This is a genomic window from Legionella gresilensis (genome assembly GCF_900639865.1).
GTDB lineage: Bacteria > Pseudomonadota > Gammaproteobacteria > Legionellales > Legionellaceae > Legionella_C > Legionella_C gresilensis.
Genome location: NZ_CAAAHX010000008.1, coordinates 136668 through 149047, shown reverse-complemented (window position 1 = coordinate 149047; position 12380 = coordinate 136668). Strand labels below are relative to the sequence as shown.

Sequence of the window (12380 nt, the reverse complement as noted above, 5' to 3'; positions counted from 1 at the left end):
TATGAGTTACGATAAGTAAGCTAAGCTAACTTTTCTTTAATGTAATACTTTCCTTCTGGCCCTCAAAAATAACTTTATTAGGATGATTGTGTAGAATGCTTACCGCAATTAAAAATTTACCATCTGTCGATAAAGGGCAATAGTCAATAATTTCTCCTACTTCTCGTTGTGCTGATTCATCAAAGATTTTACTTCCTGCATTGAATGGTTCTTTAGTATCAATTGCAAAAATTGCTAATTGATGTTTGAGTTTAGCCCGATAATGAGTACGTGCAATAATCTCTTGCCCTTTATAACATCCTTTATTAAAACTAATATAACCTTGATGATGAAGCTCAAGGCGATGAGGTAAAAATAAACCACGCGTATTTGGATAAATCTCAACTTTTGCCTGTTTGATTCGTAAATAATGCCAAGCCAATGAACCACAAAATTGTTGACTACTTATAAATGGCGCTGTTAAAGCTTCTTGATTAGCTACAGAACTAATAATTAAAAAAGACGATTCGTCAATACAATAACAATAACCATCCTCAGTTATAGATAAACCATATTTTTCCGCAGGTAAGTGTATTTTAGGTGGCAATTTGTCATGCTTATTAGCTAAATAAAAGCCATACACTTTATAGTCATTCTTAATACTTAACTGCACGCGCGATAATATTGCCACTTTACTCAAACTTGTTTGCGTATCTGCAATGAGATCAGCGGGTAAAATAAGTTGGTAAGTTGTGGTCTTAACAATATCCAATAATGCTTGAATGCGTCCTTTTAAGTTACATAATGCGCCTTGCCGCATAGTTGTTTGGCTTACATCTCGCACATCACAAGTTAGTTGCCCTTGTAGAAAGGATTCAGCTTGATTACCTTCAACACTTAATATTGCCAAATAAGATAAATCAAAAAGATAATTTTTATCGCTATTTAAAATAAGTTCCTGATTGATATTTTGCAGTGCGGTATAGGCGCGTGTATTGATGAGATAAGATTCTTGGTTCATATTTATATTAACCTTAATTGCGATAAGTACAAATTTTAGTGTAATATCGCCTTTTTTGACAATTAAAAGACGATGATTGATCAAATTCGAAAAGCTAGAATAAAGTGGCACTGCCGGCGTGGAATGCTGGAGCTTGATTTGCTACTTAACCATTTTATTGAACAATCATTAGATAAACTACAAGATAATCAAGTTAGTGTATTTGAGCAATTACTTAATACGTCCGATCCTGAATTATACTGTTGGTTAATGGGTAGTGAAAAACCAGCTGATAGGGAGATGTTAGCCATTGTTGAACTTATCCAGATGCATAATCGAACTAAATAAATCAACGACTTACTTTCGAATTACTTTTATAATCTATAGTTTTGCAGCTTATATGTTAGTTAATAGTCAACTAGGGTGGACTATTAATAGTTGTTTAACATTATGCTTAGTCTTAAATCTTATTTCTGTTTATCATAATCCTATCCCGTATAAACATTTTAAGAAATTAATTTTTTTAAAAGATGAATGGATTTTAATTAGTAACTCTGATTTAGAAATTAAATATGAAAAAATGCGTATCATTTTAGATTGCGGCATTTTCTTTTTAATGGAATTACGTAGCAATGTAACACGTAAAGTTATGGTTATTTTTGCAGACCAACTTTCACATGATAAAAGACGTCTTTTAAGATTAATTGACAAAGTGCATTAGAAATTAGTAGTTAATAGGGTGTTATATTAAATAAAATTAATTTGAACTCAGTTACGTCCTTCAAATATAGATAATAGACAAAACATATTTAAAACTTATTATTAAATATAAATAAACCTAACCAATATAAATACAAAAAGCCCATCAACCTAGCTAAAGAAGTATGTTAGAATGCAGCAAAATATATTATAAGAATGAAAATTATGCTGCAAAGTGATCGCCTCATAAGTGCCACCGCTGGCCAAGAAGATGCTATTGAGCGAGCTATTCGGCCTTTAAGCCTTGAAGACTATATCGGACAAGATGCGGTTCGCCAACAAATGCGTATTTTTATAGATGCTGCCAAAAATAGGCAGGACGCTCTTGATCATGTATTAATTTTTGGACCACCAGGATTAGGAAAAACAACATTAGCGGGTATTATTGCTCATGAGCTTGGCGTCAATTTAAAACAAACTTCAGGTCCTGTTTTGGAGAGAGCTGGTGATATTGCTGCACTTCTTACTAATCTTGAAGAAAATGATGTTCTTTTCATTGATGAGATTCATCGTTTAAATCCCGTCATTGAAGAAGTACTTTACCCGGCTATGGAAGACTATAAATTAGATATTATGATCGGTGAGGGGCCGTCAGCCCGTTCTATTAAACTTGAACTGCCACCTTTTACTTTAATTGGAGCTACGACTCGAGCAGGGTCCTTAACCTCGCCTTTACGCGATCGCTTTGGTATAGTTCAGCGTTTAGAATTTTATTCAGTAGAAGCGCTAACAAAAATTGTAGCGCGATCAGCTCGTTTATTGAAAGTTTCAACAGACGAAGAAGGCGCACGTGAAATTGCATTACGTTCACGGGGAACGCCTCGTATTGCTAATCGCCTTTTAAGACGTGTGCGTGATTATGCTGAAGTATGTGGCAAAGGTATCATAACCTTAGAAATAGCAAAACTTGCCTTAAAAATGTTAGATGTTGATCAACATGGCTTTGATATTATGGATAGAAAATTATTACTTGCCGTGATTGAACGATTTGCTGGCGGACCTGTAGGCGTGGAGAGTATTGCTGCTGCTATTGGTGAAGAAAAAGGAACAATTGAAGATGTTATTGAACCTTATCTCATTCAGCAAGGATTTTTAATGCGCACCGCTCGAGGTAGAGTAGCATCTGAGTTGGCTTACCAGCATTTGGGAATAGCATCATCCAATTATGAGCGCGTTGATGAATCTTAAAGAGATTTACCAAACTAATTTTCGAGTCTACATTGAAGATACTGATGCTATGGGTATTGTTTATCATGCTAATTATCTTCGTTTTTTTGAGCGTGCACGTTCAGAAATGTTACGACAAGCTGATTTACCTTTGACTAAGCTCGCAACGCTTGATTATTATTTTACAATCTCAGATATTAAGTTGCATTACTATTACCCTGCGCGCTTAGATGATGTATTATCTATCAGCACTTTTATCACAGATAAAAGTAACTGTAGTTTGTTGTTTGAACAAAGAATACAAGTTAAACAAAAGTTGCTTTGCCTGGCCAATATTAAAGTTGTATGTGTAAATAAAGGAATGAAACCGAAGCGTTTACCAGAAGAGTTTAGATAACGCTGTAAATTAATTTTAACATACCTATTATGTGGAGGAATAAAAACATGGGTAGCCATGCCAGTGTTTTGGGTTATTTTGTACAAGCAGGTATTGTAGTAAAACTTGTGATGCTGATTTTACTTGTTGCATCAATTTTCTCATGGACACTTATTTTACAACGAGCTTGGTACTTTAGTCGTAAACGACGCGAATATAATGATTTTACTAAGCGTTTTTGGGAAAGCACAGATTTAAGTAAGTTATACAGTGACATCGATAGTAACCCTCGCGAAAAGCATGGATTAGCCTCAATTTTTCATGCTGGTTTTAAAGAATATATTCGTTCCAGAAAACATGGTTCTGTCATACTTGAACCTATTCAACGAGTGATGCAAATTAATCATGCTAAAGAAGCCAGTAAACTCGAGCGTCACCTTCCATATTTTGCCTCAGTAGGATCAATTGCGCCCTATATCGGTTTATTTGGAACCGTTTGGGGAATTATGACTTCACTTCAAGCATTAGGCCAAGCTCAACAAGCAACAATTGGTATGGTAGCACCTGGTATTTCAGAAGCACTAGTTGCAACAGCATTAGGCTTATTTACAGCTATTCCTGCAGTAATTGCATATAATCGTTATTCAACTCGGGCTAATCATTTATTAAATCAATATGATTTATTTCAAGATGAGCTAGTTGCTCTAATCGAACAGCAAACTGCCGTGCCAGTTAGAGGATAATATGTTAAGAAAAAAGCGAACTAGTATCCGTCCAGTAGCTGAAATAAATGTGGTGCCTTATATTGATGTTATGCTTGTTTTATTAGTTATCTTTATGATTACAGCGCCTCTATTAACACAAGGGGTGACGGTTGACTTACCTAAAGCTGCTAGCGAATCTCTAGCATCTGGTGATCGTGAACCCATTATTGTTTCTGTTAATCAGCAAGGTGATTATTTTCTAAATATTCATAGTCAGCCTAACAGTCCTATTGAACCACACGCTCTCATGGTACGCGTTGCTGCTGAATTAGAATTAGCGAAACAAACACACCAGGCCTTGAATGTTCTTGTTAAAGGCGATCAAGGTGTTTCTTATGGTAAAGTTGTTGCTGCTATGGGGTTGCTTAAACAAGCAGGAGCAGAGCAGGTTGGCTTATTAACGGATTCTTTAAAAGCAACACAGGAGTATCAGGGATGATGGATAATAGTTATCGTAAATCATTTTTCGTTGCTCTTTTTTTACATCTTATTTTAGGTATTTTACTATTAACTGAATCAATGAGTGCCAGACCTGTTTTAGTCAAAGAAACTGAAAATAAGCCAGGCCAGATAATGCCTGCAGAGGTAGTAGATCAGCCTAAACCTGAGATTGTAAAAGCAGTAAGTGTTGATAGTAAAGAAGTCATGGAAACAGTAAATCGCTTAAAGGAAGAGCGGGTCAAGCAACAAAAAGCGGAGCAGGATCGTCAACTTGCGTTAAAAAAGCAAGCTGAAGCTGCCCGTAAGGCACGTTTGCAAGAGCAACAACGACTAGCCAAATTAAAAGAAGAGGCTGCTAAATTAGCTCTAGCTAAAAAGAAAGCGATAGAAGAAGAACAAAAACGTTTAAAACAATTGACTCTGCAAAGAGAGCAAGAAACTAAGCGTTTAGAGGACCTTAAAAATAAACAAAAGCAATTAGAACAAAAACAGCGCCAAGAGGCAGAAAAACTTGCATTGCTTAAACAAGAAGAACAAATAAATTTAGCTCGAGCAGAGCAAGAAAAAAAAGAAAAAGAAGAGCTTGAGAAGGAAGCAAAAGCCCAAGCAGCGCGATACCGTGCAGAACAAGCAGCAAAAGAAGCTGCAGACAAAGCAAAAATTGCAGGCGAGGTAAATAAATATAAGGCAATGATTATTAATGCAATTAGCCAACAATGGATTCTGCCTGAGAATGTAAATGATAACCTATCTAGTCAATTTAGGATTCGTTTAGCACCCAGTGGAGAAGTTTTGGAAGTAAGTTTAATACGCAGTAGTGGCGATCCTATACTCGATCGCTCAGCACAAACGGCTATTTATAAAGCATCACCATTACCTGTGCCAACTGACCCAACAACTTTTGATTTATTTCGTGATATTAGTTTAACCGTAAGACCTGAAAATGTTAGGGGGTAGGTAAATGCTTAAGAAAGTTATAGCACTACTATTTATTGTGTTTGCAAAATCCTTGTTTGCCTTAGATTTGGAACTAACTCAAGGTGTTAATTCCGCCTTACCAATTGCTATTAACTCTTTTGGTTATGATAGTGTAAGTCAAGAATTAACTAATGTTATTAATAATGATTTACGTTTTTCTGGGCGCTTTAAATTAGTCACCCTGCCAAGTAACTCAGCGGAAGATGTGTCATTTAATGTATGGCGTCAGGCCGGAGCAGATAGCTTATTAACAGGCCATGTTTTAAAGGCTGGGTTTAATCATTATGAGGTTAGTTTCAAGCTCATTGATGCAGTAGCGCAGGGCCGCGTATTGTTAACGCAAAGCTTTCAAGTAAGTGCTAAAGAGATGCGTTCATTAGCTCATCATATTAGTGACTTAGTTTATGAAAAACTAACGGGTGAAAAAGGTGTTTTCTCTACTCGTATTGCCTATGTATTAGTACAACGACAAGACGGGCGTTCAAAATATTTTCTTGAAGTGGCAGATGTTGACGGTCATAACCCGCAAAGTTTACTTGTATCAACAGCCCCACTTATGTCACCTTCATGGTCTCCTGATGGTCGTCACATTGCCTATGTTTCTTTTGAAAAGAAAAAAGCCCAAGTTTTTATTGTCAATGTTGCCAATGGGCGAAGAACATTAGTCACTGATTTTATGGGGATAAATGGTGCGCCATCTTGGTCACCTGATGGGCGACAACTTGCTGTAGTGCTTTCTAAAGGAGGCAGCCCTAAAATATATAGTGTCGACCTAAGCAGTGGTAGTTTAAAACAGTTAACGTTTGGCGAGGCAATTGACACTGAGCCAAGATTTGCGCCTGATAATCGTTCTTTATTATTTACTTCTGGGCGTGGAGGCTCACCTCAAATTTATAAGTTATCACTTACCGATGGTAATATTAGTCGAATGACTTATGAAGGTAATTATAACGCTCGTGCCTCTTATACGCCTGATCAAAAACATATTGTTATGTTGCATCGTGATGACAATAGTCGCTTTACCATTGCGGTACAAGAGATTGGTAAAAACTATATAAACCAGTTAACGTTTTCGCCGGTAGCTGAGTCACCTTCTGTTGCACCGAATGGTCGACTTATTTTATATGCGACTCGCTATCAAGATAAAGGTATATTAGGGATGGTTTCAATTGATGGCCGCGTTAAGGTACGTCTTCCTACTCGCGAAGGTGATGTACAAGAACCCGCATGGTCACCGTATTTAGGATAGATAATGAAAAAACAATGTTTTGCAATAATAGGTTTAGGGATAAGTTTAGGTTTTAGTGTAAGTGCTTACGCATGGAATAATGTAGGTCATCGCATCGTTGCTCAAATTGCTTACGATCAACTAACACCGCAAGCAAAACAAATTTATAATGCATATAACCATGCACTTGATGAAGTGTATGGTCCTAAATCACTGGTTAGTGCCGCACCTTGGCTAGATCGCTTACGCTACCGAAATGAGCTATGGTTGCAACCACTACACTATGTTGATATTCCTTACTCCATTGATAACACGCCTATTACTGAGCCAGATAAAATTAATGCCATTTTTGCTATTAATGAAGCTACTGCTATTTTAAAAAACGAAACAGCCACTACTTACGATAAGGGTTTTAGTTTGCGTGTTTTGTTACATGTTATTGGTGATATTCATCAACCAATGCATGCAGTTAGTTTATTTAGTAAAGCTTATCCCAACGGTGATCAGGGCGGAAATTTGATTATATTAGCACCTAATCCCGTAGCTAATAATTTACATGCTTATTGGGATAATGGTGGTGGTTATTTAAAGACGCAATATACATATCAGGATATAGTAAAAAAAGCTCATAACTTAGAAAAGCGCTGGCCCTGTGATGCGAATTCTGATGTATTAAATCCTAGCCAATGGGCTGAAGAATCGCATCAATTAGCAGTTGAATTAGCTTATCTAATAAAAAATGGAGATAAACCATCTAAAGCATACCAGCATACTGTTAAAACGACAGTTAAGCAACGGCTAGCTACAGCTGGGTGCCGCCTTGGAAATTTATTAAATAAACTTGCTAAAAATTAATATAATCAGCTATTTTTATTGATTTATGCAAAAAAAATGCTCACAATTGTCGAATTTTAGTTGAAGAACAAATTAAACTTTTGTGAGCTTTACTATGCCTTATACAAATGTAACAGATAGCCCCCTTAATCAATTACTTTCATTAATAGAAGCGCGTCTTAAATTAGCCAAAAGTGATAAAGAGTTTAAAGCAGATAAAACAGAATTAGCAAAAGAAACGGCTAGTCAAATCAATAAATTGTTAAAGCTAATCGATCAATTGCGTAGTGTTATGGGTATTTACAATCAGGGAAGTGGGCCTGGTTTAACTGACATATTGGTAATTCCAAAACTGGTAAGCTTAAAGAGTTCAACTAAAGATTACACAAGTCCTACTTATAAGTTATATCGTTTTCTTAAAAAGAATTTAGCTAATATCATTCAAACAGCTGTAGCACAGAGTTTACGAGAAATTCCACAGAATGAACAGAATTTAGCAGGAACTATAAATGAATTAAAGATACAAATAAAAGCAAACCTTTTAAAAAATTCAACTGTGCAAAGTTTTGGCGTCGAAACACTCATTGAAGATTTGTTGAAAAACATTAATTTTCCTTTTTTAACCTTAAACTATATTAAAAACCAAAATAAACTTATAAGTGACATTACTCAAACATTCTTAAGAAATTTTAAACACCTGTATTTAAATTCATTATTACAGCGGTATGCTTTTCAAATTAAACATCCAATTATGTTTGATATTGTAGCTGACGTATCTCAATTATTATCGACTGTACCTAAAGATGACCTTGCAAAGTTAGTTTCTTTTTTAAATCCTATGGCAATTGAGGATACTTCAAAATTACTAGGCAAACCAATTATTCATCAAGGCAATTTTGCTTTTGAACTCAGCGAGACGAAACAATTGGTTGATATCAATGGATTATATAAACAATATGCGCCGCAAAGTTACCAATTAATTGATGTAACAATTGCAGATTATTTTAGAGATTTTGCTGAGACGCCTAAAGTAAAAAGTGAAAAAGCAAAGACTGAATTGATTCAGGGAACTATTAGTTATTTAGTGCAAGGTTATAAAACAAAGTTAACTGATATAACCTCAAAGATTACAGACTTAGTAGTTGGCGAGCTTACCGAGTCTAAAAATTCTAAAACAACTTTATATGACTCAGTTAATAAATTAAAGCAAATAGAACAGCTTGATTTAGTTGCGCATGAGCATTTAATTCAAGATAAAAACGATTTGCTTAATAGATTACGGACAAAAACAGTTTTAAGCGAAGTGATCAAAGAATCACAAGGTCATTTAGCTTCCTTGCTTGTTAATTATCACCAATTTGGTCTTGCTCCACTTTTCATGCAGCAAGAACTGTTAACAACTAAATTTGTTGTGACTTCAGGAGCTATAACCCACTTAACAACTGTTAAAGAATACATCGATAATATTTTTAAATCCTTACAATCTGAAATTGAACAACCACTTAACCAAGCTAAAAAAGAGATAATTGCTCAAATGAATGAACTATGGCTTAGGTGGGTAGAGGAAGAAAGGCAAGAGCATCTTAAGGCAACGACAGCCATAGGCGCTTCTTGTCAAGAAATAAAAATACAAGCAGAGCAAATTAGGTTTGAAATAGGCATTTTACCTGAGGATTTAGAATATAAACTAGATTACGTTGCTAAAAAAATTATTGAGTTAGATAGTAAAAAACAGGCAATTCATACTTTACTGCAGGAGCTTGATTTACAAGAAAAACATTTAAAAGAGCTCAGTGTAAATGCAGTTATTGCAAAAGACTTAGTCACTCTATTCGGTGATGGAAATCAAAAAGAGTTTCAGCATTTGTATGAAATAGAAAATAATCAGTTAGTTGAAATAAAGAGAGTTATTAAGCAAATCGAAATAACTCTAATTGAACAAGATAGTATGTTAAAAAAGCTAGAAGAAAAAGTTCAATTTGAGAAAAAAATGAGTGAAGGCAATGTTAATGAACTTAAGAATATATTAGAAAATAAACTGCACTCGATAAATGAATTACGTAAAAATTTTAAACCTGAGCAGTTACAAACAGAGCAAGACGAACTTGCATCAGTTCAAGCATTAAAGCCTAAAGAACAGATAGATATTTTACACAAAAGAGTAAATGATAGCACGTTAGATTTTAAAGAAAGTCTGGCAGATTTTTCTAAGTCTTTAGCTATTCTTAATAGAAATATGCCCTTAGAAAAGAGAAGTGAAATTATTGAGATTTTAGAACAATTAGCGGATACAGAGCGCCAAGCCGTTATAACCTATATTGAAACATTAGAGAAGGCCCACGAAGACGATATCAAAAATGAAGGATTAGCTGAGTTATACAAAATTTCTTCATGGATAGATAAAAAACTGATTCCAGCAGCTAAGGGCGATGTACCTCTTAGTCAAATTGGAGGTGTATTTGAAGAAACTAAGGCATTTAATAACCCGCACATAAAAAAATTATTTTTTGATATTATTTGTCCAGATGTAGTCGTTACGGCTCCAAATCATTGGAAAGAATTTTATCAACGCTTAAGAAAAATTTTTAATCCTTCCATTTTCCAAAGTGAATCGACAAAGGCAAATAATGCGTTAAAGTTACAAAGGCTAGAAAAATTAGCATCAGATACTCATAAGATTTTATCAATAACTAACCCTTTAAAAGAAATAATTAGTAAATTAAAAAATATTGATAAAGAAATTACAGCGGATAATTTAAGTATTGCTGCTCTACAGCAAGAGATACAATTACACGGAAAAATTAAGGATGTAGAAAACAAAGAAAAAGAATTATTTACTTTGCATCAAGAAATTCAAATTTTAGATAAGTTAATTACTTTATCAGAAGAAATGCAACTTTTGGGAAGTGAAATTAATGATTTAAAAAATAAATTAGATGACTCCCCCGATTTAATCGAAAACTTTAAAAACAAGCAAGCTTCTGTTGAAGTTTTTCAAACAAGTTTAAAAGTTATAAGCAAAGAATTACAAGAATTAAGTTTATTATTAAAATTAGTTGATTCTAGTAGCTATGAAGCCAAATTTAAGCAGTTAAATAGTCTTTGTTTATTACTACAAAAAGATTTAACCGAGCTTGCGAATTCTTATCACAAAGAAATAGTCAACTTATTTGATGCAGAAATTACCAAAGTACAAGTAACCAAAGCGCAATTTACTGAACTGTTTAAAACGTATCTGCAGAATTCAGAACCTAGTTTTGCTAGTTTTAATATACTAATGAATAAGATTAAGGATATAAAAAACGAAGTTAAAAAAATTGAAGAAAATATTAGATCTATAAGGGTTTTGTCTTTACAAGAAAAACTGGATGCAATAACCGCCAATTTTGATGAATTAACTATTTCCTTAGTAGGAAAATTACAAAACCAAATTCAAAGTTTAATTCATCAAGCTAAAGAAAAAAGCGCTCGAGTGACTATTAACATTATTGATGTGCATAAAGAAAATATTAATGAAGCATATAGACAAGAAATAGAGGAAGCAAATTTATTTATCAAAAAAGCGAGCTCGGAAATAGCAAAATTAAAATCCTTTTTATCAGAAGATAAATTAGCAGCTGAAGGTCAAGAGTTACTTAGAGTCATTGAGGATACTGAACAAAGCCGTAATAAAGTCAAAAAAGAATTAACTATTAAAGAGAGTTGTGTATTTAGCGCGCAGAGCCGTATTGCAACGCGTATGATATTAGCAAGTGATTTCAAACAAGAGTTAGATGATTATCTGGTAAATCGTACAAAAAGATTTAGTTTTAAAGACACGTTGCTTTGGAAGGATAGTCAAGCTCGTGCGTTATTTATTAATGGTTCCCCAACCAAAGAAGGATTAAAAAGCGCTTTAGAAAACTATGTTAACGATGGTAATAGCAAAAAATTAATAAAATTTATTAACACTAATAAATTTAACTTTCCTGGCCAACACTTACAGCCTTTATTGAATAGATTAATAATAGCTGTTAGAGATTATGATAAGACCTTGCCTATTGACTACAGTGACGATTTTAGTTCGGAAATTTATGCACCCATCGTTAGTCTTAGGAACGCTAACTCTGTCTTAAAGAGATTGTTTAATAATAATGATACAAAAGACCTGGCTTTGGGAATAAAAAGCTTGTATAGCGATATTGAAGGTATGCATAAGTATGGTATTGATATAAATGATAAAGAGTATCTTAAAGGCAACAAAACTAACCCCGGTCAAACTGCTATAGACTTAGCTTACCGTTTAAAAGATAGTTTAGACGAATTTTTGGTGAAAAATGAAGACGAACTAATCAGGGGAGGAATAGTTCGTAAACAGCGGCTTCTTTCTTTTCATGAGAATTTTAAAACACTTTTACATAGTGAAGATGATAAGTTAAGTAAACATAGGGAAGCATGGAAACCAATAGTAGCAAACATTGCATTAAATATTTTTAGTCTTATAAAACTTGCTATAAGTAAAATAACAACGCGTCAAGCTACATTTTTCTTCCAGCGAACTCAGCGGATGCAAAAGGTTGATGCAGTAGAGCATTCGTTGGATAGCGTGGTGCAGAATAATTTAAGCATAACTTAAACAATTTTAAATAAATTATTTTAGTTAAGACGAATACTCTTAGTTAAAACAAAACGTTCTGTCACAACCTACAGGCCCTGTTGAGTAAATAATAGGTGTCTTTTTCTATATAAATCCCTCGTACAGGTGGGAACCCATGGTGGAATTTAGCTCAGTGCTTATTAATGAATGGATCCCAGCCTGCGCAGGGATGACAAGGGCTAATTTGGTTGTAATTAGGTCCGAAATATATCCATGCA

Annotated in this window: 11 protein-coding genes; 10 read left to right on the top strand and 1 reads right to left on the bottom strand. The window is 34.3% G+C overall.

Annotation, left to right across the window (positions count from 1 at the left end; translation table 11 throughout):
* Positions 1–25: 25 nt before the first annotated feature.
* On the bottom strand, positions 26–1000 hold the full coding sequence (gene ygfZ / locus E1P04_RS11570) for a CAF17-like 4Fe-4S cluster assembly/insertion protein YgfZ (RefSeq protein WP_131783062.1): 975 nt from the start codon (positions 998–1000) through the stop codon (positions 26–28).
* 75 nt (positions 1001–1075) lie between these two features.
* Here ygfZ and E1P04_RS11565 point away from each other — a divergent pair, with 75 nt between their 5' ends.
* From E1P04_RS11565 to E1P04_RS11520, 10 genes are all read left to right on the top strand, one after another.
* Positions 1076–1327, top strand: coding sequence for a succinate dehydrogenase assembly factor 2 (locus tag E1P04_RS11565; RefSeq protein ID WP_207386020.1), 252 nt, complete (start codon positions 1076–1078; stop codon positions 1325–1327).
* Positions 1328–1379: 52 nt separating this feature from the next.
* Positions 1380–1700 (top strand): hypothetical protein, encoded by a 321-nt coding sequence (locus E1P04_RS11560; RefSeq protein WP_131783060.1) that lies wholly within the window; start codon positions 1380–1382, stop codon positions 1698–1700.
* A 203-nt stretch (positions 1701–1903) separates the two neighbouring features.
* Positions 1904–2926 carry a Holliday junction branch migration DNA helicase RuvB gene (gene ruvB / locus E1P04_RS11555; RefSeq protein WP_131783059.1) on the top strand — a complete coding sequence of 341 codons (1023 nt, stop codon included), beginning with the start codon at positions 1904–1906 and terminating at the stop codon, positions 2924–2926.
* A complete protein-coding gene (locus tag E1P04_RS11550; RefSeq protein ID WP_131783093.1) occupies positions 2916–3302 on the top strand; it encodes a YbgC/FadM family acyl-CoA thioesterase in 387 nt (128 codons plus the stop codon). The genes ruvB and E1P04_RS11550 overlap by 11 nt, the downstream gene beginning before the upstream one ends.
* 47 nt (positions 3303–3349) lie before the next feature.
* Positions 3350–4024, top strand: a complete 675-nt coding sequence (tolQ, locus tag E1P04_RS11545) for a protein TolQ (protein WP_131783058.1) — start codon at positions 3350–3352, stop codon at positions 4022–4024.
* A 1-nt stretch (position 4025) separates the two neighbouring features.
* Entirely contained in the window at positions 4026–4484 is a 459-nt protein-coding gene (gene tolR / locus E1P04_RS11540; protein WP_131783057.1) for a protein TolR, read from the top strand.
* The gene (tolA, locus tag E1P04_RS11535; protein WP_131783056.1) at positions 4481–5443 is read left to right on the top strand and encodes a cell envelope integrity protein TolA; all 963 of its coding nucleotides are present in this window, start codon (positions 4481–4483) and stop codon (positions 5441–5443) included. The genes tolR and tolA overlap by 4 nt, the downstream gene beginning before the upstream one ends.
* Before the next feature lie 4 nt (positions 5444–5447).
* The gene (gene tolB / locus E1P04_RS11530; protein ID WP_131783055.1) at positions 5448–6713 is read left to right on the top strand and encodes a Tol-Pal system beta propeller repeat protein TolB; all 1266 of its coding nucleotides are present in this window, start codon (positions 5448–5450) and stop codon (positions 6711–6713) included.
* Positions 6714–6716: 3 nt separating this feature from the next.
* Entirely contained in the window at positions 6717–7547 is an 831-nt protein-coding gene (locus tag E1P04_RS11525) for a S1/P1 nuclease (protein ID WP_131783054.1), read from the top strand.
* 94 nt (positions 7548–7641) lie between these two features.
* Positions 7642–12141 (top strand): coiled-coil domain-containing protein, encoded by a 4500-nt coding sequence (locus tag E1P04_RS11520; protein WP_131783053.1) that lies wholly within the window; start codon positions 7642–7644, stop codon positions 12139–12141.
* The last annotated feature ends 239 nt before the right edge of the window (positions 12142–12380 follow it).

Coding starts and splice junctions, on each gene's coding strand:
- ruvB (WP_131783059.1), top strand. CDS start 1,904: ATGCTGCAAAGTGATCGCCTCATAAGTGCCACCGCTGGCCAAGAAGAT.
- tolR (WP_131783057.1), top strand. CDS start 4,026: ATGTTAAGAAAAAAGCGAACTAGTATCCGTCCAGTAGCTGAAATAAAT.
- E1P04_RS11560 (WP_131783060.1), top strand. CDS start 1,380: ATGTTAGTTAATAGTCAACTAGGGTGGACTATTAATAGTTGTTTAACA.
- E1P04_RS11550 (WP_131783093.1), top strand. CDS start 2,916: ATGAATCTTAAAGAGATTTACCAAACTAATTTTCGAGTCTACATTGAA.
- tolA (WP_131783056.1), top strand. CDS start 4,481: ATGATGGATAATAGTTATCGTAAATCATTTTTCGTTGCTCTTTTTTTA.
- E1P04_RS11525 (WP_131783054.1), top strand. CDS start 6,717: ATGAAAAAACAATGTTTTGCAATAATAGGTTTAGGGATAAGTTTAGGT.
- ygfZ (WP_131783062.1), bottom strand. CDS start 1,000: ATGAACCAAGAATCTTATCTCATCAATACACGCGCCTATACCGCACTG.
- E1P04_RS11520 (WP_131783053.1), top strand. CDS start 7,642: ATGCCTTATACAAATGTAACAGATAGCCCCCTTAATCAATTACTTTCA.
- tolB (WP_131783055.1), top strand. CDS start 5,448: ATGCTTAAGAAAGTTATAGCACTACTATTTATTGTGTTTGCAAAATCC.
- tolQ (WP_131783058.1), top strand. CDS start 3,350: ATGGGTAGCCATGCCAGTGTTTTGGGTTATTTTGTACAAGCAGGTATT.